We start from the raw sequence: 22,712 nt of genomic DNA on the forward strand, positions 1-22,712 counted from the left end.
TATCCAAGGCCTGACCTGGTGATTGAACAGCGCCTCGTTCTGGCCTCAGGGAGTCCCCGCAGGCTGGACCTCCTCCGTCAGATCGGACTGTCGCCCAACGCCGTCGATGCGGCCGAACTGGACGAGACTCCTCAGCATGATGAGACGCCGCGGCAATTGGCGCTACGCTTGGCTCGAGCCAAGGCTGCGCTCGTCGCCGGCCGCAGCCCGGAGGCCTATGTCCTGGGGGCCGACACCGTTGTCGCGGTCGGGCGGCGGGTGTTGCCCAAGTGCGAGAACGAGGGCGAGGTTCGCGCATGCCTCAAGCTGCTGTCCGGACGCTCGCATCGCGTGCTGACTGGCGTCGCTGTCTGCGGGCCGGGCGGCCGGGCGGCGGCGAGGCTCGTCGAAAGCCGCGTTCGCTTCAAGCGGCTGGGGCCGCCGGAAATCAAATCGTACGCGGCGAGCGGCGAGGGGATCGGCAAGGCGGGCGGGTACGCCATCCAGGGCCGTGCGGGTGCGTTTGTCGTGACGTTGCAGGGTTCCTATTCGGGAGTCGTCGGTCTGCCGCTGTACGAAACCGCCGCGCTTCTTGAGGGGCTTGGATTCCGGACGGCATGAACGAGCGGCTCATCTTCCTCGATCGAGGGGTCGGCGAAGTTCGGGGCGTCGTCACCCTCGATGGTCGTCCCGAGCGCCTCATCCTCCAGCGCGATGATGACGACCCGCGGTTGGCGCTCGGCGCGGGCCTGATCGCCCGGGTCGCGACGATCGAGGCTGCGATCGGCGCGGCGTTCCTGGATCTCGGGGGCGGTCTGGAAGCCATCCTTCCCTTCAAGCCCGATGCTCGCCCCGTCCGTGGGGCCGCTGTGGAGGTGGAGATCCGCAGTGAGCCCAGGCGCGGCAAACTCGGGATCGCCCGCCTGGTCGGCCAGGCCGAGGGGCCGCCCCGCCTCCTGCGAGAGCCTCCCCAGATGGCGGACATACTCCGGGAGATCGCACCGGACGCGCAACTGACAGAAGGGCGTGAAGCCCGCCAGATGGCCGACGAGGCCGAGCTTGAGGTGCTCGAGACGATCCATTCGCTGCCCGGTGGCGGCAACATCTCGATCGAACCCACCCGGGCGCTGACGGCTATCGATGTCGATCTGGGAGAGCGCAAGGGGCAGGACTCCAAGCGGGTGACCCGGCAGGCGAATCTGGCCGCGCTGGCGGAAGCGGCGCGGCTCCTGCGGCTGAAGGGTCTCGGCGGATTGGTCGTGGTGGATCTCGTGGGGCGAGGGCATGAGGGCGCGGCGCTTGTGGCGGCGGCCCGGATCGCCTTCGGTCCCGACAATCCCGGCGTGGCGATCGGTCCCGTGGGGCGCTTCGGCACCATGGAGATCTCGATTCCCCGACGCACGAGCCCAGTCCTCGAGCGCCTTCAGCGGGCGGAGGGCGGGCTCACCGACCGAGCGCTGGCCCAGCGCGTGATCCGACGACTCGAAAGTGAGGCGGCGGCTCAGCCGGGGTCGCGCCTCACCGCCCGCTGCGCGCCGGCGGTCGCCGGCGCCGCGGAGCCCCTGGCCCGGAAACTCGCCGAGCGGATAGGCGCCCGCTTTTTGATCAAGGCCGATCCGACCGTCCCACGCGAAGTGATTGACGTGGCGGCGGCATGACCGGTTCTGGATGTCCGATCTGCCGGAAACCACCCGATCCGTCGTATCGGCCCTTCTGCTCGAAGCGTTGCGCTGACGTCGATCTTCAGCGGTGGTTGTCGGGTGCGTACGCCCTTCCTGCGGAGGATGAGGGCGGTCAGAACCGAGACGATTCCGGCGACGAATGAAGAGGCTCGATTCCTCTCTTCACCTCGCTGGACTTCGGCGATCCGCTCTTCTATAGACGCGGCTCCCGCGCGGCGGGACCCAAGCCTGGGTAGCTCAGTTGGTAGAGCAGCGGATTGAAAATCCGCGTGTCGGTGGTTCGAATCCGCCCCCAGGCACCATTCTTCCCATACCAATGTGACGCACCGGGGCTGGCGGATTTGCTGCGTCGCAGCATCCTGCGCGACGAACGGTGGTGAATCCGCAGGCTCAATACGCTTCTTGCTTGTGCAGCGCACAATCCGTGCTCGTGCGTCAATAATTTGACGATGGAGGGGAAGCTTCTGCCCCTTGACGCTTCGACAAGGGGTTGCCAAAGGGTCCGGGCCGCTTGTCTTACAGAGCGGTAAGACTTTGGGGTCCCCTCGTGGGAGTTCAAGGCCGTCCGCACTTCGAAACGCCAATCCCTGCGAAGAGTTGGGAGTCGCGTTCCGGGTCGGGCGCCGCGACAGCGCCTCTGGAGTCACGAGCTGCGTTTGCAGTTTGGGGCCCCGGGCTTGTTTCAACTAGGGTGGAGACGCTCTCGCGCGACGACCCTCCGGCCAATCGTGCTAGACCAACCAGGAACTGGCGACAGATGCTCGACAACAAACTGAAGATGACCTTTTCCGCTCTCCTCGGCGCTGTGGCGCTGAGCGTGAGCGCGCCGGCGTTCGCTCAGGACGCCGCCGCCCCGGCCGCTGACGCCGCCGCTGCGGCCCCCGCCGCCGATGCGGCCGCCGCCGCGCCTGCCGCCGCCCCCGCTGACGCTGCGGCCCCGGCTGGCGAAGCCGCCGATCCGCCGACCATGAAGCACGCTGGCAAGCTCAACGTCGGCACCATGTTCATGGACGCCGACCCCGTCGTGAAGGTGATCATGATCGGCCTCGCTCTCGCCTCGGTGCTGAGCTGGACGATCCTCGTCACCAAGATCCTCGAGTTCCGTGCGCTGACCCGCGTGTCGGACAACTTCGTGGAAGCCTTCCGCGGCGCCAAGTCGATCACCGACATGAGCCGCATCGCGCTCTCCGAAGAATATGATGGCAACCCGCTGGCCGACATGGCCGCCGCGGCCGCTCAGGAAATCGAACTCAGCCGTCAGGCTGGCCTCGCGATTACCGGCGAGCACCGCGACACCACGATCGATCGCGCGCAACACGCGGTGAGCGCCGTCCAGGCGGCCCTGACCCGTCGCCTTTCGGGTGGCATGCAGTACCTGGCCTCGGTCGGCTCCAACGGCCCGTTCATCGGTCTGTTCGGCACCGTCTACGGGATCATGAACTCGTTCATCGGTATCGCGAACACCAACACGACCAACCTGGCCGTCGTCGCGCCCGGCATCGCCGAAGCGCTGCTCGCGACCGGTCTGGGCCTGTTCGCCGCCATCCCCTCGGTTATCTTCTACAACTACTTCCAGACCCGCATTTCCGCCTTCGGCGCGCGGTCGGAAGGGTTCGTGGCCGAGCTGATGAACGCGATCTCCCGGCAGCTCGACAAGGGGGCGTAATCTAGATGGCCGCCAAACTCTCGAGCGGAGGGGGCGGGCGCTACGAGGAGAGTCAGAACGCCGACATCAACGTGACGCCTTTCGTCGACGTGATGCTCGTTCTTCTGATCATCTTCATGGTTGCGGCGCCGATGGCGGCCGTGACGGTCAAGGTGGCTCTGCCGCCGGCCGTCGCACCGCCCGGCACCAACCCCCCGAAGCCGGTCTACATCTCGATCCAGCCGGGCGGGAACCTGTTCATCCAGGATTTCCGGACCGACCTGGCCATGCTGGGCGACGACCTCCGCAAACAGCTGGGCGAGTCGCGGAACCCCGAGAAGGAGCGCATCTTCATCCGTGCGGATAAGGACGTGCTCTACGGCGACTTCATGGGCGTTATGAACATGTTGCAGGACAACGGGTTCTATAGCGTGGCCCTGGTCGGCGAAGACGACAGCTAGGTGGTGACCCATGTCTGATACTCACCACGAAGCTCTCGCTCGGCATAACCCGTTCGACGATCCGAAGCCGAAAGCCCGGCCTGGCGTGATCGTCGCCCTGATCGGGGCGGTGATCGTGCACGGTCTGCTGGGGCTGTACCTGTGGAAGACGCGGTTCGAGCCGAAGTACAAGGAGTACTCGGACGAGGTGACGGACGTGGCGCTGATCAAGCCCGTTCCGCCGCCGCCTCCGCCGCCTCCGCCGCCTCCGCCGCCGAACACGCCGCCGCCGCCGCCGCCGAAGCTGCAGCCGCGACCGCCGGTCGCCGTGGCCGATGTCCCCACGATCCCGCCGCTGCCGGTTCCGCCGGTCGAGCGTCGGATCGAGGAGCCCCGGCCTCCCGCGGCGCCGCCGCCGGAGCCGCCGCGGCCGTCGGTCATCACCAACCCGGACTGGCAGCGTCGCCCGTCCGCCGATGACCTGGCCCGGTACTATCCGGACCGCGCTCAGCGGATGGAAGTTGAAGGTCGTGCGACCCTCAGCTGCTCGGTGAACGCGCGGGGCACTCTGGAGAGCTGCTCGATCATCTCGGAAGACCCGGCCGACATGGGCTTCGGTGACGCCGCGATGAAGATGAGCCGGCTGTTCAAGATGCGTCCGCAGACGCGGGACGGCCAGCCGGTCGACGGGGGAACGGTGCGTATTCCGCTCCGGTTCACCCTGCCGAAGGGCTGATCTTCAAGGCCGAACGAATGGGCCCCGGTCGCTGACGCGACCGGGGCCTTTTCTTTTTCTGCTATCCGACAGCGGCGGGTTGGTTCGCCGACGGGCGTGGCAGGGGCTTCAATCCAAGGGGAAGCCGCAGCATCGGCACGGCGCGCGCGATGGCGTAGGTGGCCCAGCAGCTTCCGATGGTGAGCGCGAGGATCGTGACCGCTTCGACGGTAAGCGACAGCTCAAGCCGCTTCAGCAGATGTCCGGCCACCACGATCGTCGTCTGATGGATGATGTAGAATGGAAAGACGGCTTCGGTGAGCGTGCTGAGGATCGGCGATCCCGAGCGGATGTAGCGGCGGGCGTAGCCGAACAGGGCGCAAATCGTCGTCCAAGCGTAGCCTTCGCGGAGGAACGCAAAGCCGATGGCGCCGGGGCCGCCGCCGGTCTCGACGTCCTTGAGCGCCAGTCCCGTAGCGAGGAGAACAACCGCCGTGAGCGCCAGCCCAGTGCGGAGGCGCTGAAAGAGACCCCAGGCGGCGTCCATGCGGGCCAGCAGCAATCCCAGCAGGAAAGCTGAACCATACTGCAGGTGGCCGTACGCATCCGCCCATACGACGTGGGTCTCGCCCCACGTGCGCCCAGCCGTGGCGAGGTACAGGCCGAAGAGCGCCGGCGGGACCAGCAGGAGGCCTGGCCCTTTCAGGATCCGTGCGGCGAGCCAATCCAGGCGTTCCCAAAGGGGGCGCGTGGCGATCGCCAGCATCGTGTAGAGCCAAAGGTAGGCCACGAACCATAGGTGGTTGTAGGTCGGGAGGATGATCCCAAAGCTCTGATCGAAGCCCAGGTAGCGAGGCCAGAAGTCGAGGAACGAGCCGGCGTAGCCGTTCTTCTCGACCACTTCGGCCCAGCTTTGCGGCGCGACGACGACCAGGATGCCGAAGGCGAGGGGGATCAGCAGCCGCTGCGTTCGCTGAGCCGCCAGGACAGGCGCCGGCATGCGAACCGCCATGAACCGCGTTGCGGCGCCGGAGATCACGAACAATAGGGTCAGGCGCCACGGATTGATCGCCCCCATCCAGGGTTCGAGCTGGGGGACCAGGTGGTCGCTCTTCACGTGCCACCCCCAGGGCACGTAGAACATTCCGAGGTGGTAGAGGATCAGCAGCAGGAATGCGGCGACGCGCAATGCATCCAGGTCGTGCCTGCGCGGCGTGGCGAGAGTCATGGGGCGGCTCCGGTGAGTGAACATCTCGGCCATGCCGCAGCGGCCCCGCCTGCCGCCACGGGCGAGGGATGCGCGGCGGAGGGATTGTGACGGACCGCGGAACCCCAGGGACGAGCGGTGGGCCTCTGGTGACGAGCGGGAGGCGGGACGATCTGCTGTTCGTGGCGATCGCCGCGGTCACGGGCCTGGCCGTGACGGTCTTCAACACCCTGAATGTCGTGGACGATCGGGCGCGGGTTGGCCGTCCCATTCCTGTCTGGGAGCCGGCGGTGTGGGAGGGGACGAGCGTGATCGTCCTGCTCTGCCTGCTGCCGGTGGTCATGTGGGCGACGAGGCGGGCCTGGCCGTCCAGGGCGGCTGTCGTCCAGTTGGCCGCGATCCATCTGGCGACCTTCCTGGCCATCTTCCTGGTTCACGTGACGGTCATGGGCCTGCTTCGGAGCGCGATCTATGGGCTCGCCGGCGCGACCTACGAGCCGCTTCAGCCGCTTCGGGATTGGCCCTACGAACTGCGCCAGGACCTGCCGATCTACGTGGCGGTCGTTCTATTCTACGTGGCGTGGACGAAGCTGCGGCGATCAGGGGGGACGACCGCTGCGCCCGACCGGAACAGGCTTGAGGTCCGCGACGGCGCGCGTCGCATCTATGTCCCAGTGGACGAGATCGACTGGATCGAGGCGGCCGGCAACTACGTCGAGCTGCACCGGGCTGCAGGGTCGCTGCTGCACCGGTCCTCGCTGGCCGAGATGGAGCGCCAGCTGGCGGGCCGGGATTTCGTCCGAATCCATCGCTCGCGCCTCGTGCGGCGGTCCGCTGTCCGCCAGGTGGAAACCAAGCCATCTGGCGATTTCGTCGTCCGCCTCAGCAGGGGCGGAGAACTCGCGGGATCACGTCGCTACCGGCGCCCGCTGCTGGAGCCTTGATCGGGCGGCGTCACACGACTAGAAAGCGCGCTCGCGATGCGCCGCCCTAGCTCAGTTGGTTAGAGCGCCAGATTGTGGCTCTGGAGGTCTCCCGTTCGATCCGGGAGGGCGGTACCATCGCTCCGACGTTGAAACGTCGGGATTTTCCGGTGATCCGGCGATACGCTGAGATGGGCCGATTAGACACTTCTAGACGTCCCTTTAGACAGATCGCGTTCAGCGCCTGTTCCGGCACCCCGTTCTCGCAGCGCCGATATCAGCGCAGCGCCATCGTCGGACATCCGCAAACGGCTCGCCTGGCGTCGGTAGGTCGAGAATGAGTTGGGGCTGCTGTCATGCTTTGCCTGTCCAATAGGTCCTGGTCGCAGTCAGCTGCTGTTGCTGCGATGGGGAGTTGGTGACGAAAGGCGAGGGTGCGCAGCGCTCAGCGCCGCCGTTCAGGTAGGCAGTCGCCCTTCCTAACTCGCTGAAAACACGCCGTACTCCCCAGATTGTGGCTCTGGGTGTTCCCGCGTTGATATTGAAAGGCGAGGAGGACCCCAGGCCGATATCGGCGGCCTTTCGCCTGGGTCCGGGTGAACAACCTCTCGGCAACGACAGCTAGAGAACGACCACCGCATTGAGCTTGTCTGCCGTCGCCCGGACCTCGCCATTGGCTCGCTCCACCAGTCCGGCTCTCTCGAGCACTGTCACGTCTTCATGGACGCGGCGGTATTGCCTTTGAAGCGATTGGGCGAGTGCGTTGATGGACTTCTCGGGGTGGGAATGCAGATGCCGCAGCAGCCGGTAGCGTTCGCCGGTCATGACCGAGGCGAGGCCTTCCCAGCTCTCGAAAGAGAGGATGCGTTCCTTCTGAAAGTCTCCGCCCTCGGCCCGCTTCCACGCCTCGCGGAACGCGACAAGATCGTCGCGGAGGGTCCCTCCAACCTGAACCTTCACTTCCTTCGTCATGATGTCCTGCCTCTGACCTTCGCCACGTCCGCTTCGAAATCCGCGATCAATTGGTCTACGGACCTGAACATGTATGGCTCTTCCCGGTCGCCGTAGTGGCGGTGGTCGCCCTTCCCACGCTCGTTGTCGTACCCAACAAGGCGAGCGCCGCGTTCGCCGTAGAAGAGCGAATACTTGAGGGTGTGGCCTGAGCCGAGAACCGGGCTCTCAAGGAGCCAGATCTTCAGCTCAACGATCGCACCATCGTCGTAGACGCGCTTCGAGTGAAAGAGCAGTTCTGCGGACGGCATGGGTGTAGCTATGCATGCTCGACTATGACGTCAAGAGACATGTGTCAAATTATGTCATAATCCTCGGCGAGGAATAGGCCGCGCGTAGTGGTGAATGAGCTATGGCCAGGTTGATCCTGCGCGCCTGAAAGGCGAGTCCCTTAGACGATGGTACCTGAGGACGCCCGATGAAATCGAGGCCGAGCGAACGGCGGCTGCAGAGCAGGCATACAATTCCGTCTTTTCGGAACCCAATAGCAGGGCTGCATCCGACTTCGGCAATACCACCAGAGGCGCAATTGCACCTGCTTCCGACAGGTTCGGGGCAGTTGGAAAATCGGCGGCCTTCGGCTCTGCTCGGCAATATCATGCCGGAGGCGATGAACTCTCGCTCAAGGTGGAGGGCAGAGCCGGCCCATACGTTCAAGCGGCGGCGGCGAGATCGCCGGGCTTCTGGGACTACTGGTCGCCGCAAGGCTGCGCGAATTGCCATGGGTAAGGCCCGGCACGCTCCCGCCAGTTGGTGGCCAATCGCCGTTTCCGCCCAACTACAGCCCCCGCTCTGGGGGAGATGGCCAGGGTCGTTCTCAGCAGCCTGAGCGGCGGGACAAGAAGGAGTGTGATTTGCAGCTTGAATCTGACAGCCAGATCTGCGGGCGATTGCCGCGACCCAGCGACGTCACAATTTGTCGTGGAACAGCGTCTGAGCGATACGCCCATTGCCTAAGGCCCGACGGCACGATCGGCTTCCCTCATCTTGAAACGAGAGGCGGCCGTCGCCGCTGAGCTGATCCCGTCGGCGCGGTGGCTGTCGCCGAACTAGGCCTCACCTGTCGGGTCCGCCGGAGCCTCTGCCGAGAACCCGAAATGGATGACTGATTGGGGCTCAGCGTCGTCGTCAATCCACATATGGATCTGGCGCCAGATCGAGCCAAGGCAGAAGATCACCCTTTGCAGAGTGTCCTCAGGCAGGAACAGGTTTGCAGAGAAATCGAGATCTTTGTGTTCCTCGTGTTCCGTGTACAGGCTGCCGACGTCCCGCTCGTCGCGATCTCGGAAAATGACATCGCGTGGCAACGGCAAGAGTCCAATGTGTATGACTTTGGATCGATGCTCTTGCGGCTCCAGGACGAGCCCTTCGATCGCGATGGTTTCCACGCACATCAGATCGTCGTCGAGGCCGCGTTCCGCACTAGCGGGACGCGGCCTCACCCCAACGTGGAGGGGCCAGTCCCAACTCCGGATCTCGACGACAAACAGGGTTGAACTCATCGGTCGTGCGTACGTGTTTTGTTCCAACTGTACAAGCCGCGATCGTCGGGATCGAAACGCCGCAACCGTGTCCGCGCGCCTCCCTGTCAGACGTAGGGCGCGATAGACCGATGACGTAGCCAACTCATGGAAAAGGCAACGCGTTCTCCAGATTGTGGCTCTGGAGGTCTCCCGTTCGATCCGGGAGGGCGGTACCATCGCAAGACTTAGAAAGGGCCGGGGAACTTCCTGGTCCTTTTTCGTTTTCAGCGACCTTTCTCACACTTCAAGTGTCCGGCACGCCGCCGGCGCCAGGCATCGCGCGCCGCCTTGGCGTGTGAGAGCGGGCGATTCCTGCGCACTCCCCTCAGCGTCGGCGGCGTCGGCCCGGCCGCACGACGTCCCGACGCCGGCCCGCGTTTCGTCCAACGACTGTGCACTCCGGCGTCTGGGCGTCGAACTCGTAGGCATCGGGACGGACTCTGGTCGAGGCGCCGCCGCCGCGGGTTGGCGCGACACCGGTGCGACGCCCAGCGTGACCGGCGACAGACCACAAATATAACAAGGGGATCATCATGAACTATGGGGAAGGTCGCGCGCGTGCGGCCCGGTTACTGAAGCTTGCATTGGTGTCGGGGACGGCCCTGGCGATCGCAGGACCGGCCTGGGCGCAGTCGGCGCCCTCGGATGTCGAGGAGTTGGTCGTGACCGGCGCGCGCCTCTCGGAGGCGACGGTCGCCATCGGGACGGACGAGCCGACGGCCACGGTCTCGATCACCAGCGACGCGCTGCTCTCGGCGCCTGCCGGGATCACCGGTCTGAAGATGCTGGAGAGCCTGCCGGGCTTCAACGTCCAGGCCAACGACGCGCTGGGCATGTACGAGTTCGGTAACTCGGTCTCAGTGCGGGCCTTCAACTTCCAGCAGATCGGCTTCCTGCTGGACGACATCCCGATGGGGCGTTCGGATCAGTTCGGCGGCAGCCCGATCTATCGCTATGTCGACAACGAGAACCTGGCCCGCGTCACCGCCTCGTCCGGCGCGGGCGACGTCTCGCTTGCCAGCTATGCCTCGCTGGGCCCCATCGTCAGCTACATCGGGCGCGGACCGGCCGAGACGTTCGGCGGCCGGATCAGCTTCAGCCGCGGCAGCGACGAACTGCTCCGCGCGTTCGGGCGGATCGACACCGGCGAGCACAACGGCTTTTCGGCCTTCGTCAGCGCCTCGACGGTCTCGGGCGAGCTGTGGCGAGGGCCGGGGACCATCGACCGCGACCACTATGAGGGTCAGGTCCGCTACCGCTGGGGCGCGGGCTCGCTGACATTCCAGACGGTGCACAACAAGTACTTCGACTATGACAGCCCCTCGCTCAACAAGGCGCAGTACCTCGGGACCGCGGGAGATCTCTTCGGCCGCAGCGGACGCGATTTCGCCTATCTCGGCTACATTCCGACCCCCGGCGCGCTCGGCTCGACCGCCAGCGCCACCTCGCTGCCGATCACAGCGGCGGGCGTGCCGTACTCCAACGCGGCCTACAACCAGTACTACAAGTTCGCCATCAACAGCCGGGAAGACCACCTCTACGGCCTGACGCTGAAGACGGCGCTGACCGACGCGATCGACCTGTCGGTCACCGGCTACTTCGAAGACAAGGAGGGCTATGGCGTCTCGCCCGAGGCGTATTCCACCTCGCTGGCGAGCCACAACGCTCAGCGCCTCATCGTGGCTGGACTGACGGCGCCGCGTGGCATCCAGTACGGCCTGTCCACCATCGATGGCACGCGGAAGGGCGTGAACAGCAATCTCGTCTGGCGTTGGGGCGTCCACACGATCCAGGCCGGCGCCTGGTACGAGGATGACGACTATCACCGCACCCAGCAGCGCTACAACGTGGAGAACGGCCACCCGGATGGCGCGCCGCTGCTCAACGAGCCGGTCCACCTGCAGCGGAACTTCGAATCCACCCGCAAGACGACGCAGGTGTTCCTGAAGGACACCGTGAGCCTCCTGGACGATCGGCTGAAGCTCGATCTGGGCTTCAAGGGGCTTGATATCGACTATGCGATCGAGGGCTACCGAAACCCGGCGGACTTCATCAATCGCCGCCAGCCGCGGATCACGGCGAACTGGAAGGACTACTTCCTGCCGCAAGTCGGCGCGGTCTGGAGCTTCGGGCGGGAGCAGGTCTTCGCGTCGTACTCGGAAAACCTGGCGCTGCCCCGCGGGGCTGACGATATCTTCGCCCTGGCGAGCCCCGCTGCCCCCGGGCCGGACGCCGAGCGGGCGAAGAACTACGAGATCGGGCTGCGGACGAACCGGCCCACCTTCAACGCCTCGCTGGTCGCCTACTTCACCCGGTTCGCGAACCGGCTGCAGTCGTTCGCCTCGCCAGTGCCCGGCAGCACGACGACCGAGACCTTCTTCCAGAACGTGGGTGCGGTGGAGGCGCATGGCGCCGAATTCAGCGGCCAGTGGAAGCCTGAGGCGTTCGGCGGCAAGGTCTATTTCAACAGCAACCTGTCGTACAACGTCTCCGAGTTCCAGGATGACTTCGCGACGTTCCGGATCGCCGGAAACCGGGTGCCGGACTTCCCCAAGTGGGTCTTCCAGGGTGGGGTGACGTTCGAGCCCACGGCGGGGGCGATCTTCAATCTTTCGGCGCGTACGATCTCCAAGCGCTACACCAATTTCCTGAACACCGAGACCACCGGCGGCTACACGATCCTGGCGGCCTACGTGGACCTCGGGGATGGCGTGGACTGGGGCCATCTCAAGAACGTGAAGGCCCGGATCAACGTCGATAACCTGCTCGACAAGGACTATCTCGGCACGATCAGCACCACGATCAACACGCCGGCGACGTTCCGACCGGGCCCGCGGCGGACCGTGCAGTTCACGCTGTCGACCGAGTTCTAGGCCATCGCCCGCGGCGTTCCGCTCGGAGCGCCGCGGGGTGTATGCTGGTGGCCGGCCGGCCAAGGCCCGCGACCAACGGTCTCGCCAAATATCTGTGAGCTTAACGACTCCGGTCACTCTTCTATGGTCTCAGGATGTTGAGGCCAGGGTGACAGGGGCGGAAGCTGAGCGAGGCTGAGGCGGTAGGACCGGAGGACGCGACGTTCGAGGCGGCGTTCCGGCACGCATCCATCGGGATGGCGGTGGTGGCCTTGGACGGGGCGTTCCTGCGGGTGAATCCGGCATTCTGTCGGATAACCGGCTATGCCGAGGCCGATCTGCTCGCGCGGGATGCGCCCGGCATCACCCACCCCGACGATCGCGCTGAGTCCGCGGCCCTCATGGGCCGTCTCGGGTCCGGTCAATGCGAGAGCTACGAGGTCGAGAAGCGCTATCTACGCCTCGACGGAAGCGTCGCGTGGGTTCACCTGTCGGTCTCCGCGATCCGCAACCGCGACGGCTCGATCCGGCACTTCCTGGGCCAGGCGCAGGACATCGGCGCGCGGCGGGTAGCGGAGGCGGCGTTGCGGGCGAGCGAGGCGCGCTATCGCACGATCGCCGAGACGACGTCGGACATCATCGTGCTCACCAACCTCAGGGGCGAGGCCGAGTATGTCAGCCCCTCGGTCCGGCTCGCGGGTTGGCGACCGGAGGACCTGATCGGCAAGCGGTTCGTCGACCGGCTGCACCCGGATGACATCGGGGTCGTCAAGGCCGGGGTCGGCCGGCTTCTGAAGACCGGGAGCGTGGATCGACTGCGTTGGCGCGCGCGTCATGGGGTGACGGGCGAGTGGCGCTGGTTCGAGTCGAACGCCAGCCTCATCCATGATGGCGACGGGGAAGTCACCACCATCCTCGACGTAGTTCGGGACGTCCACACGCAGGTCATCGCCGCCGCCGAGATCGCAGCCGCGCGGGCGGCGGCCGAGCAGGCCGCGCAGGCCAAGGCCCAGTTCCTGGCGAACATCACCCACGAAATCCGCACGCCGCTCACCGCGGTGCTGGGCTTCACGGATCTGCTTCGTCGCCGGACTGATCTCCCGGCGGACGCCGCCGATCAGATCGAGCGCATCGAGTGGGCGGGGCGCGGCCTTCTGGCCCTCGTGAACGACGTCCTCGACTTCTCCAAGCTGGAAGCGGGGCGCTTCGAGATCCGCCCGACGCCGACCGAGCTCGCGGTCCTGGCGGAGGAAGTGGCGGCCATCTTCGAGGAGACGGCGCGATCCAAGGGACTCCAGCTTGACCTGACGCTTGATCCGGATCTGGCCGACGCCGTCAGTCTCGATCCCGACCGGGTTCGTCAGATGCTGCTCAATCTCGTCGGCAACGCCCTGAAATTCACCCAGGAGGGGCGGGTCGGCCTGGCGTTTCGGACCGACGATCTCCCGGACTGGATCCGCGTCGAGGTGAGCGATACCGGGCCGGGCATTCCATTGGAGGCGCAGGGAGAGCTGTTCCAGCGCTTCAGTCAGGTCGATGGGACGCGCGCCCGGGGGTACGGCGGCGCCGGCCTTGGCCTGGCGATCACCCGCGGGATCGCCGAGGCGATGGGCGGGGAAGTATCGGTGCGCAGTGCGCCGGGCGAGGGCGCGACATTCACCCTTCGGCTTCCGGCGCCGCCCGCCGTGGTCGAGGCCGGCCGGTCCGCGCCGGAGGCGCCGGGCATTGCCGGCATGCGGGTTCTGGTGGTCGACGACAACGCCGCGAACCGCGTTCTGGCCGCACAACTCCTGGACATGCTGGGCGTCGTCGTCACGACCGTCGATGGGGGCGAAGCGGCGCTTCAGGTCATGGCCGCAGAGCCGTTCGACGCCGTTCTCATGGATCTTCGCATGCCCGGGCTCGACGGTGTTGAGACGCTGGAGCGCCTGCGGGCCGCTGAGGGACCGAACCGCGCGGTTCCCGTCCTCGCCTTCACGGCCGATCCGGAGGCGGAGGTGGCCTCCTGTCAGGGCTTCTTCGGGGTGGTGGGCAAGCCGGTCGATCCCGCGGCGCTGGCCCTGGCCCTGGCTGCCTGCGGCGAGGGCGCCGCCAGCATCGGCTGACGCCCTTGCCTGTCGATATCCCTCGAGGGCGGTGGGCGGCCGCCGCCCTGAGTGACGACCCTAGAACGTTGCGGTGAGGCTTGCGGCCACCCGGCTGCCATAGGTTTCGCCGAACCGATGCCGGTCGGTGTCATGGTAGCGGAGGTCGAGCCCCAGGGTCTCGGTCAGCCTGTAGCCGACGCCGATGTTCCAGGTGGTGTAGTCCCCCGGACCATCGAAGGTCTGGCGGCCAAGCGCAGCGCTGAAGCTGATGTTGTCCCGTGGCGAATAGGCCCCGTTGATTTCCACATAGGTGGAATGATCCACGCCGCCGTAGCTGTCAGGCGCATGGTAGACGCCGGCGCCGAGCGTCGCCGGTCCAAGTGGCAGGCTGGCGGTCGCCTGCAGTTCCACATAGTCGTAGTCGGCCCCGGTCGGCGCATCGACATAGCCGAAGAAATAGACGCCGAAGTCCAGGGACACCGCGCCGATCGTGGGCGTGTAGCCAGCGTAGAGATCGTATTCGAGGTCGGTGCCGTCGCCATAGTCCACGTTGGAGGCCCAGGCGCCGACGTAGAACTGGCCGGCGGTGGCGTCGACTCCGCCAAACACCTGCGGGTCCTCGTCGGTCTGGCTGACGCCCCGGAAGACGTAGTCGGTGGCGACGCCCACATTGAACGAGACCTCGGGCCCCTCCTGGGCCACGGCGGGGCCGGCTGCGAGGATCGCCGCGACGGCGAAGGCGGAGCGGAGCTGGCGACGGTCCATGGACGGTTCCTTCACGGTCGGAAACGTCCTTGTGGAGCCGAATTGCTTAACCGGACCTTGGCGCCTAGCCCAGCAGGCGCTCGCCGAAGGCGCCGCGCATGCAGTGGTTCGAGCTCATCGCAGCGGCATAACCCCCGGCGTTGACGAGCGCGATCGGGTCACCCTCCTGCATGGGGGGCATCAGGTGGTCCCTCGCCCAGACATCGAGCGCCTCGTTGATGTTTCCGGCCACGGTGACAGGGCGCCAGGTCGTGCGGTCGAGGCTGCGCGGCGCGCAGGCGGCGGGCTCGCACGGCAGGTCGTAGTAGGCAGGCTCCGGCGCCAGGTTGAACCCGCCATCGACGCTCACGAAGGCGACGTCCCGCTTCATCTCGACGTCCGTCACCTGCAGCAGGAGCACGCCTGCATCCTTCACGATGTAGTCGCCGGGTTCGACCGCCACGGTGACGCCTCGGCCCTTGAAGCGCCGCGCCAAGATGGCGGCCCAGCTGTCGAGCGGCAGGGGGGCGTCGCCCGCCCGATGAGGTACGCCCAGACCACCGCCCACATTGACGACCGAGACTTCCGGCGCCGTGTCGAGGAACGACAGGGCCTCCCCGACCGCTGCGTCCCATGCGGGGAGCTGAGCCTCGAGATAGCCGCAGCCGACATGGAAATGCAGCCGCCGGACTTGGAGCCCGAAGGCGCGCGCCGTCGCCAGCGCCTCGGCCCATTGCTCGCGGTAGATTCCGAACTTGGTGACTTCCGCCCCAGAGTAGGTGAGGCGCGCATTGTCGCCGTAGCCGACGCCGCACCCGGGGTTCACCCGGATCCCGATCTCGCGGCCCGGCGCGCGCTCGCCGATACGGCGGATCATGCCGATGGTGTCGCAATTGATCACGAGGTCCGGGTGCGCCAGCAACCGGTCGAGGTCGCGCCTGGCGACGCCCGTTCCGGTGAAGCTGACGTCGCTCGCGCGAAATCCGCAGGCGAGGGCCAGGTCGAGCTCGTCGGGTGAGCAGATGTCGATGCCGCAGAGCCCCCGAACCGCCAACCTCCGGAGGAGGGGGGCGAACCGGTTGGCCTTCATGGCGTAGTAGAGGCGCGTCGGGGCGCCGATGGTCGCCAGGGCGTCACGCAGCCGCACGAGGTTCGCCTCGATCCTGGCCGCGCAATAGACGAACAGCGGCCCGTCGGCTTCGGCGGCGAGCTTGGCGAGGTCTTCGCCAGCCAGATGCAGCCGGCCGTTCACATAGCCGAGGTCGGTCCTCGACCACCACGGCGCCAGCGTCATCGGCGCCCGAGGTTCAGCGAGGCAAGGTGGGCTTGCCCCTCGGGGGCCGGCAGTTCCCGGCGGCCCGTGACCCAACGCCGGCAGTCCGGCGCACCGCACTCGCAGGCGAACTGGCGGTAGAGCCGGTCCTCGGTCTCGGCATAGTCGATCGTCAGCCGCTCGCCCGGAGCGATGTCCCGCAGCGCGGAGAGCTCGAACCGAACCATGTCCAGCCGGCAGTTGGGCTCGCAACTATGCGACAGATAGCCGATGAACCGGGTCTCGGAGATGTGCAGATCCTCGGTGACCTGCAGACTGTGCTGCCGCAGTTCCGGGCTGATCACGCCGGTGAAACGATGGAAGGTTTCGCCTGCATGGCGCGGCGCGAGGGTGCGCACGCCCAGGCCGTGGGCCGAGCCGGTGTCGCAGACCTCCAGGGCATCATCAGGGTCGCGGATGGGTTGTGCGGTAACGGACATCGTCCCCTAGGGTGCGTCAAAGGTCTTTGAGAATCGCAAACGGTTGCGACCGTCGCGTCGCTCGTAGCGCACCTCGTCCATGAGTCGGCGGACGAGATGAACGCCGAGCCCGCCTACGTCGCGGGCTTCCAGCGCAAGGGTGGTGTCCGGCGCCTCGACCGCCAGGGGATCAAAGGCTTCGCCGTCGTCCACGACCTCGACCGTCACGAGGCCCGCGACCGCGCGGGCGGTGATGCCCACGCTCTGCGCCCCGCCATGGTCGAGGACGTTGCTCAAGATGTCGTCGGCGGCGACCATGACCGGGCCCGTCACCGATGGCGCAAGGCCAAGTCCGTTCAACCACGCCTCCAGGGCGTCGAGCGCGGCCGGGAGTCCGGCGCGGCCGGCGGCGAGCGTATGGGAGAATTCCGTTTCCATATCGCCCGACCGTCCCGGGGGTCTTGCGGGGACTCACCTTTGCAGTCTAGTCGCCGGTGGCGGCGATCTCAAACGGCGCCGCTGCCGGACCGCGAGGGTTGTCCATGCAGATCCGCGAAGACATCCGCGATGGCGCCTGCGTGATCAGCGCGGAAGGGCGGCTGGACTCCGGGTCGGCCGGTGAACTGGAAGCCGTGCTTCCGGCCCGCGTCCAGGCGCAGGGGAAGGTCGTGCTGGATCTCGCCGCCGTGCCCTATGTGAGCTCCGCCGGCCTCCGCGTCCTGCTCCTCGGCGCCAAGGCGGCGCGCAGCACCGGTCACCGGCTCGTCCTTTGCGGTATCGCGCCGGCCGTACGCGAGGTGTTCGACATCAGCGGGTTCACCAGCCTGTTCACGCTCGAGGACGACCTGGACTCAGCGCTGGCCGCCCTCGGCTGACGCGCGGACCACGCCGATCAGGCCATCCACCGGGAACAGGGCCTCGATCTCCTCGATCACGGCTTCCGGCTCAAGCGTCGCCGCCCGATGCACGTACTCCAGGGCCTGACCAGCTTTTCCCCCATCGAGGACAGCCGCGGCTCGTGGTTCAGGGGGCGGCGCCTCGGCTGGCCAGATCAGCCAGTCGAACCTCGCGATTGCGAAGGCGGCGCAGGCCTCCTTCAGCCGGGCCTCGGGGGCGCCATCGAGCATGTGATCCGTCAGGAAGCGGCTGGCGGCCAGCGCCAGCGCGACGGCCTCGCCGGGCGTATCGGCTGCACATTCCCCGATCACCAATGCGCCGTGGTTCCGGGTTGAGCAGGTGGCGTGGAAGCTGCCGGCCGGCGCCTCGCCCAGCGCCCGAACCGCGATTGTTGCGCCGCCCATGGTGGCGACGACCGGGGGGAATGCGCCGTTGCGATAGATCTTCGCCGCGCGATCTTCGGTACGCAGCCGATCGCGTCGGGCCAGGTCGTGGCCACCGCGCGCAAGGCGCGCTGCGACGCTGGTCTGCATCAGCCTCACGGCCAGGGCGAGATCGCGCGTTTCGCGGAGCCTGAAACCCTCAACCTTGTCCAAGGGGGCGCCGGTCTCAAGCGCCTTGATCGCGGTCGACGTCCGAGACAGTTCACGGGCGATCCGACGCGCGGTCAGGCTGGCGAGCAGCATCCCCAGCGCGCCGGCGGCGAGGAGCAGGGCCGTCAGCACCCGCCGCAGCATGGACGCCCTGGCCATCAAGGGCCCGGCGTCGACCTGTGCGACGACGAAGGCGTCCTTCCCCGCGGGCGCCAGGGCCGACGTTACGGCCCGGCCAGCGGAACCGTGGGACCTGGACATGGCGATCGGCTTGTCTGGTCGCCGCACGGGGCCGAGGTCCTGCATCGGGTATGCCCCCGCGATCCTGGCCGATCGGCCGTCGGATCGGACGAGGTAGACGCCCCTCAGGCCGGGCGCCTGTGCGATGGCGCGACGCAGCGCCTCGGCGCGATGGGGTTCCTTCAGGCGCAGGATGAGATCGTCGGGGTCGTCGGCGAACGCCGCCAGCGCGACGGCGGCCGCCAGGGCCTGCTTCTCAAGACCGCGCTCGGCCTCCGCCTGCTCCCAGACATAGAGCAAGGCGCCATTGATCCCCGCCAGCAGCAGGAAGAGGGGAACGATGAGCAGTAGGAATCCGCGCTGGAGCCTCATGGAAGACCGCCGTCCAGCAGGTTCCGCAATCCGACGACGAACTCGGGACACTCCCGGGCGATCGTGAAGACGTGGGGTTTGGCCAGGACCAGGGCCCTGAATCCCTCAGGTCCGGACACATAGTCGGCCGTGGCGGCAAGACCGAAGAGCAGTCCGGGGGCGTCGAAAACCGGCGGCGCCGGCCGCCCTGCCACGAAGACGCTCCCGTCAGCCTCGACGAACAGCGCATCCGCGACCGTCCCCGCCGCCAGGATCACCTCGCCGGCGGAAAACGCGCGCAGGCGGGCGTGCTCGGCGACGAGCTGGAGTTCAGGTTCGTCCAACGCTCGGAAAGGCGCTGCGGCGCGCAAGGCCCTCAGCTTCTCGGCGACAGCCGCGCCGTTCATGGCTCAGCCTCCATCCGCAGCCGCCCGCGAGACGGCGCCGCCAGGACGCGCCAGCGTCTCGCCAGGGCGGGATCGGCGGCGAGGCGGGCCGCGAGCGAAGCCATCGCGCGAGCCTCCAGCCGCGAGGCGAGTTCGTCATCGGCTGGCTCCCAGATGACCCGCGTCCCGCCATCCACGGTCACGACGACTGGCGTGGCCGGTGGAAGCGCTGACTCCAGAGCGGCACGGTTCCTCGCATGGTCCGTCGTCTGCATGTCGCTCCAACTGGTGCGCATGGCCGCGATCAGACGTGTTGCCACGTCCGAAAGCTCCCGGCGCACCCGCGCGACCTCGCGGGGGCCGCCCCTCTGATCCGGGGGGGCGCGATCGCCGGCCGCGATGCGGAGGGCGTCGGCCTTGAGGCCTTCAATGGGCCGCGCCACCCAGCGCACGATCACCAGGGTCACGATCCCACAGGCGGCGAGGGAGGCGGCGCCGATCAGGGCGCTGGCGAACAGGGCGTTCTGGGTCGCGACCTCGATCACCGAGATGTTGACGTCGGCCCCTGCCGTGGCGACGACCTTTCCGCTGCGGTTGCGGATGGGCGCCGCGGCGGTCTTCAGGAGGCCCCACTGCTCCTGGAACTCGATCGGCGAGATGTAGATGGCGTCGTCCCGCGCCACCCGTGCGAGCCCGGCCCGCGTCTCCGCCGTGAGTTCGTCTTCCGCGCCGAGGGCCGAGTGTTCTTCGCCCTCGGTGGCGTCCAGGACATAGATCACGTCCTTCGTCCCGCCCAACACCTGTGTGTAGAGATAGGTCAGTCCAAGTTCGTTGCGTATGCGACGCAAGGGTTCGACGTTGCGGCGGTAGGCGGGCAGGGCTTCGACGAGATCGGCGGGCGCGCGCACTGTCGCCGCCTCGGTGAGCCACTCGTGGTCCGCCGGATCGATCAGCGCGCCGGCGAGCGCGCTCGTGGTGACAAGCTGGCGGGAGAACCCGTCCAGGATGGTCTCATAGAGCCGCGTATAGACCAGCGCGGCGAGCGCGATGGCGAGAACCACGATGGCGGGCGTGAACGTCCGCCAGATCAGGGCTTCGATGGGGGTTCCGTCAGGCCGCATAGGATCGGGCGTCCCGCGCCTTCAGCATCGCCAGCGCCAGGTCCGGATACCTCGCCGCAAGGTCCTCAACATCCGCCGCGTCCAGCCACCAGGTTCGTCCTTGAAGCCGCAGCTCGATCGCGCCTGCGCCTGTGGCGTCGGGCGCCGCGCGTTCAGCAAGCGCCTGCTGGGCGTCGAGCGAGGCGGGGGCGAAGTCGGACCGCTGTCGGATCGCGCAGACGAGGTCGACCAGGGTCGGGCGCTCGTCGAGGCCCATCAGGACGGCGAAGCTCTCGCGGATCGCGGAGGGCGTCTCAAGCGAGACGGCTCCGCGGAGTCGCTGGGGCATTTCGCGAGGCGCGACCCGGTCGCGCAAGGCCTGGGCGGCGCAGAGGGCTTCGAAGCCACGGCGCGACCTGGCGGCGTCTTCCAGCCGGGTCACCAGATCGCCGGGCTCGTGGATCTGGTGGGAGGCTGTCCGGCGATTGAGCAACGGGTCCAGGCGGCTCCAGGTGGCATGGTCCACGCCGCTGGCTATCGCCTCGATGGCATTGCCGCGCACCTTCGGATTCGCGGAATGGAGCGAGACCACCAGGAGGTCGAAATCCGGGAGGCGACCGCCGAGGGCAAGGAGCTCCAGGACGAAGTCCACTGCCTGGCCGACGCGCTCCCGGTAGGCGTGCGCAAGCAGGGCCAGGGCTGGCGATGGCTCGGCATCCGACTCGAAGTGCTCGGCGAGGTAGAGGGATCGTCCAGCCTCATCCAGCTCGTCATTCGCGATGGGGTGGAGCTGCGCTTCGAACTGTGCGGGCGAAAGGTCGCTTAGCGCGCGTGCGGCGACCGAGCGGGCGCGATACGACGCCTGCGGTGAGGCGAGAACCTGGATGAGCCTGGGGACCGCGGCCTCCCCGAATTCGACCATCAGGGCCTCAAGCCGGCGAAGGTCCCGCGGGCCAAGCTGCGGCGCCGCGCCCAGCACCTGGGGGATGGTCTCCACGTCGCCGATGCGCGCGAGCGCCTCCAGGGCTGCGGCACGCCCCTCGCGATCCAGGTTCGGCAGGATCGACACGAGCGGAGTGACCACCCCGATATCGCCAGGCCCCGCCGCGGTGCGCAGCGCCCCCACGGCCGCCTTCAGGGCGCTGGGGTCAAGCCCGGCCAGACCCTCGGCGATCCGGTCGGCCGATGCATGCGACGCGTCAGAGGCCGGCCCCCTCTGCGGCCCTGGCGCCCTGGCTGCCAGTTCGCCGAAATTGAGCCAACCCCGCCGCATATTGGCCGCCATGGCCTGTGGATAGAGGTGGCGCAGGCCCAGCACGATGGCGATCAGCACGGCGCCCAGCAGGACGCCAATCCCCGAGAGCTCGCGCATGTCCACCTGGGTCGCCATGGTCAGAAGGAACCCGCCGGCGAGCAAGCTGGCGAGCGGCTCGGCCATGCCCTCGACGACGGTCCGAAGGGGGCGTCTCACATCGGACGGCGTCGCGTTGAACAGCAGGTTCTGATTGTTGTACTCGATGGACGTCAGCACGCCGTGATAGGCGAAGAACGCCGCCAGGGCCGCGAGTGTCCCGCCCGCCAGGAAGAAGACGGCGAACACGATGAAGTAGGTCGCCGGCAGGATAAGGGCCACGTTCCGCACGCCGATCCGCGTCACGAGGCGATTGAAGACGAACAGGCAGACCACCAGGTTGAAGACGTTGGCGGCCGCGTAGAGGCGCCCGAACAGGGCCGCGAGTTCAGCTTCGCTCCGTCCCTTCTCAAGGATCACGGCGTACTGATATTCTGCCAGGTTGGTGAGCAGCAGCGTGACGAACATGGTCAGCGCGAGGGCCGCGGCATAGGGCGAGGTTCGAAACGTACGGGCGACCTGGGCGAGCTGTGCGCCGACGCTCGCCGGCTCTTCATCGAGGTCCACCTCGCCGTCCGACAGGCGCCGCCAGCGTAGGCGAAGCCGCCGGGCCACCGGCGCTGTGAGAAGCGCCAGGCCCGACCAGACCAGCAGGAAACCGTGCATCGGAAGGCGCCCGGCGAACAGGCTCACGATCAGCGCTCCCAAGGCCGTTCCCAAGGCGCAGAACGCCGCGAACAGGGGGAACAGGCGCTTGGCGTCCTGGATGTCGAAGTAGGCGTCGGTGAACGTCCAGAACAGCGTGTAGATGCCGATGTACCACATCGCCAGGTACAGCTTGAACGCGTAGTACGGCGCGCCGCCCCAGGCCGGGGGACTCAGTTCGATGAAGGCCCAGAGCAGGGCGCCGCCGGCGATGAGCGCCGCGAGCGTCACGTCGACGATCTGGTCCGGCGACAGGCGGACGGTGAGAACCGAAAACACCGCCGTGTAGACCAGCATCACGCCTGGCGTGAGCAGGAAGATGAGCGGAAGCCTGTCCGGACCCACGTGGCTCAGGAAGGCGGCGTCGCCCGCGGCGAATCCGACGCCCATGCCGGTCTGCAGCAGCAGGCCGAACAGGCCGAACTGCAGCAGCTTTGGCCATTCGCCGGTTTCGATCCGGAACAGGCGGTTCAACAGCCGCAGCACCCTTGCCCCTCGCGTTAACGTGCGCCGAAGTTCCGATGGATTAGCTTCGGATTCGCGAACGCAT

At 67.2% G+C, this 22,712-nt stretch carries 22 protein-coding genes and 2 tRNA genes; 12 read left to right on the plus strand and 12 right to left on the minus strand.

What is annotated here, in order from left to right:
- Positions 1 to 18 precede the first annotated feature (18 nt).
- The 7 genes from DJ019_RS17235 (at position 19) to DJ019_RS17265 (ending at position 4,482) form a co-directional block, all read left to right on the plus strand.
- Positions 19 to 600, plus strand: coding sequence for a Maf family protein (locus DJ019_RS17235; RefSeq protein ID WP_420849887.1), 582 nt, complete (start codon positions 19 to 21; stop codon positions 598 to 600).
- Entirely contained in the window at positions 597 to 1,637 is a 1,041-nt protein-coding gene (locus tag DJ019_RS17240; protein ID WP_111277342.1) for a ribonuclease E/G, read from the plus strand. The genes DJ019_RS17235 and DJ019_RS17240 overlap by 4 nt, the downstream gene beginning before the upstream one ends.
- A complete protein-coding gene (locus tag DJ019_RS17245) occupies positions 1,634 to 1,804 on the plus strand; it encodes a DNA gyrase inhibitor YacG (RefSeq protein ID WP_111277344.1) in 171 nt (56 codons plus the stop codon). Before DJ019_RS17240 ends, DJ019_RS17245 begins: the two co-directional genes overlap by 4 nt.
- Before the next feature lie 83 nt (positions 1,805 to 1,887).
- Positions 1,888 to 1,963 (plus strand) — tRNA-Phe (locus tag DJ019_RS17250).
- Positions 1,964 to 2,418: 455 nt separating this feature from the next.
- Positions 2,419 to 3,327 carry a MotA/TolQ/ExbB proton channel family protein gene (locus tag DJ019_RS17255; protein WP_111277346.1) on the plus strand — a complete coding sequence of 303 codons (909 nt, stop codon included), beginning with the start codon at positions 2,419 to 2,421 and terminating at the stop codon, positions 3,325 to 3,327.
- A gap of 5 nt (positions 3,328 to 3,332) precedes the next feature.
- Entirely contained in the window at positions 3,333 to 3,767 is a 435-nt protein-coding gene (locus tag DJ019_RS17260) for an ExbD/TolR family protein (RefSeq protein ID WP_111277348.1), read from the plus strand.
- Between the two features lie 10 nt (positions 3,768 to 3,777).
- Positions 3,778 to 4,482, plus strand: a complete 705-nt coding sequence (locus tag DJ019_RS17265; protein WP_111277350.1) for an energy transducer TonB — start codon at positions 3,778 to 3,780, stop codon at positions 4,480 to 4,482.
- A 61-nt stretch (positions 4,483 to 4,543) separates the two neighbouring features.
- Here DJ019_RS17265 and DJ019_RS17270 read toward each other — a convergent pair whose 3' ends face one another.
- The gene (locus DJ019_RS17270) at positions 4,544 to 5,689 is read right to left on the minus strand and encodes an acyltransferase family protein (RefSeq protein ID WP_165844059.1); all 1,146 of its coding nucleotides are present in this window, start codon (positions 5,687 to 5,689) and stop codon (positions 4,544 to 4,546) included.
- A 128-nt stretch (positions 5,690 to 5,817) separates the two neighbouring features.
- Here DJ019_RS17270 and DJ019_RS17275 point away from each other — a divergent pair, with 128 nt between their 5' ends.
- Both DJ019_RS17275 and DJ019_RS17280 read left to right on the plus strand, forming a co-directional pair.
- Positions 5,818 to 6,612: a LytTR family DNA-binding domain-containing protein gene (locus DJ019_RS17275; RefSeq protein WP_165844060.1), complete on the plus strand. Its 795-nt coding sequence runs from the start codon at positions 5,818 to 5,820 to the stop codon at positions 6,610 to 6,612.
- Positions 6,613 to 6,652: 40 nt separating this feature from the next.
- Positions 6,653 to 6,729, plus strand: a tRNA-His gene (locus DJ019_RS17280).
- A 483-nt stretch (positions 6,730 to 7,212) separates the two neighbouring features.
- Here the strand turns inward: DJ019_RS17280 and DJ019_RS17285 are convergent.
- The 3 genes from DJ019_RS17285 to DJ019_RS17295 form a co-directional block, all read right to left on the minus strand.
- Positions 7,213 to 7,563, minus strand: a complete 351-nt coding sequence (locus DJ019_RS17285; protein WP_111277356.1) for an HVO_A0114 family putative DNA-binding protein — start codon at positions 7,561 to 7,563, stop codon at positions 7,213 to 7,215.
- Positions 7,560 to 7,853: a toxin-antitoxin system TumE family protein gene (locus tag DJ019_RS17290; RefSeq protein ID WP_111277358.1), complete on the minus strand. Its 294-nt coding sequence runs from the start codon at positions 7,851 to 7,853 to the stop codon at positions 7,560 to 7,562. Before DJ019_RS17290 ends, DJ019_RS17285 begins: the two co-directional genes overlap by 4 nt.
- A gap of 798 nt (positions 7,854 to 8,651) precedes the next feature.
- Positions 8,652 to 9,104: a hypothetical protein gene (locus DJ019_RS17295; RefSeq protein WP_111277360.1), complete on the minus strand. Its 453-nt coding sequence runs from the start codon at positions 9,102 to 9,104 to the stop codon at positions 8,652 to 8,654.
- Positions 9,105 to 9,658: 554 nt separating this feature from the next.
- Between DJ019_RS17295 and DJ019_RS17300 the strand changes: the two genes are divergently transcribed.
- Together DJ019_RS17300 and DJ019_RS17305 are read left to right on the plus strand one after the other, a co-directional pair.
- Positions 9,659 to 11,998, plus strand: coding sequence for a TonB-dependent receptor (locus tag DJ019_RS17300; protein WP_111277362.1), 2,340 nt, complete (start codon positions 9,659 to 9,661; stop codon positions 11,996 to 11,998).
- A gap of 164 nt (positions 11,999 to 12,162) precedes the next feature.
- Positions 12,163 to 14,082, plus strand: coding sequence for a PAS domain S-box protein (locus DJ019_RS17305; protein WP_276310037.1), 1,920 nt, complete (start codon positions 12,163 to 12,165; stop codon positions 14,080 to 14,082).
- 60 nt (positions 14,083 to 14,142) lie between these two features.
- Here DJ019_RS17305 and DJ019_RS17310 read toward each other — a convergent pair whose 3' ends face one another.
- The 4 genes from DJ019_RS17310 to DJ019_RS17325 form a co-directional block, all read right to left on the minus strand.
- Complete coding sequence (locus DJ019_RS17310) at positions 14,143 to 14,829, minus strand: TorF family putative porin (RefSeq protein WP_111277366.1); 687 nt, start codon at positions 14,827 to 14,829, stop codon at positions 14,143 to 14,145.
- Positions 14,830 to 14,893: 64 nt separating this feature from the next.
- Entirely contained in the window at positions 14,894 to 16,102 is a 1,209-nt protein-coding gene (locus tag DJ019_RS17315; protein ID WP_111277368.1) for a type III PLP-dependent enzyme domain-containing protein, read from the minus strand.
- On the minus strand, positions 16,099 to 16,560 hold the full coding sequence (locus tag DJ019_RS17320; protein ID WP_111277370.1) for an SET domain-containing protein-lysine N-methyltransferase: 462 nt from the start codon (positions 16,558 to 16,560) through the stop codon (positions 16,099 to 16,101). The genes DJ019_RS17315 and DJ019_RS17320 overlap by 4 nt, the downstream gene beginning before the upstream one ends.
- 6 nt (positions 16,561 to 16,566) lie before the next feature.
- Positions 16,567 to 16,977 carry an ATP-binding protein gene (locus tag DJ019_RS17325; protein ID WP_111277372.1) on the minus strand — a complete coding sequence of 137 codons (411 nt, stop codon included), beginning with the start codon at positions 16,975 to 16,977 and terminating at the stop codon, positions 16,567 to 16,569.
- Positions 16,978 to 17,081: 104 nt separating this feature from the next.
- On the opposite strand from DJ019_RS17325, the gene DJ019_RS17330 reads away from it, so the two are divergent.
- Positions 17,082 to 17,414: an STAS domain-containing protein gene (locus DJ019_RS17330; protein ID WP_111277374.1), complete on the plus strand. Its 333-nt coding sequence runs from the start codon at positions 17,082 to 17,084 to the stop codon at positions 17,412 to 17,414.
- Here DJ019_RS17330 and DJ019_RS17335 read toward each other — a convergent pair.
- Genes DJ019_RS17335 through DJ019_RS17350 form a run of 4 tightly spaced genes read right to left on the minus strand, consistent with a single transcriptional unit; the run spans position 17,391 to position 22,636 of the window.
- Positions 17,391 to 18,641: a hypothetical protein gene (locus tag DJ019_RS17335; RefSeq protein WP_111277376.1), complete on the minus strand. Its 1,251-nt coding sequence runs from the start codon at positions 18,639 to 18,641 to the stop codon at positions 17,391 to 17,393. The two genes, DJ019_RS17330 and DJ019_RS17335, sit on opposite strands and share 24 nt — an antisense overlap.
- Positions 18,638 to 19,027, minus strand: a complete 390-nt coding sequence (locus tag DJ019_RS17340) for a cyclic nucleotide-binding domain-containing protein (protein WP_111277378.1) — start codon at positions 19,025 to 19,027, stop codon at positions 18,638 to 18,640. Before DJ019_RS17340 ends, DJ019_RS17335 begins: the two co-directional genes overlap by 4 nt.
- Positions 19,024 to 20,127, minus strand: coding sequence for a HAMP domain-containing protein (locus DJ019_RS17345; protein WP_111277380.1), 1,104 nt, complete (start codon positions 20,125 to 20,127; stop codon positions 19,024 to 19,026). The genes DJ019_RS17340 and DJ019_RS17345 overlap by 4 nt, the downstream gene beginning before the upstream one ends.
- Positions 20,117 to 22,636, minus strand: a complete 2,520-nt coding sequence (locus tag DJ019_RS17350; RefSeq protein ID WP_205854197.1) for a hypothetical protein — start codon at positions 22,634 to 22,636, stop codon at positions 20,117 to 20,119. The genes DJ019_RS17345 and DJ019_RS17350 overlap by 11 nt, the downstream gene beginning before the upstream one ends.
- Positions 22,637 to 22,712 lie beyond the last annotated feature (76 nt).

It is taken from the genome of Phenylobacterium kunshanense (assembly GCF_003254525.1).
Lineage (GTDB): Bacteria > Pseudomonadota > Alphaproteobacteria > Caulobacterales > Caulobacteraceae > Phenylobacterium > Phenylobacterium kunshanense.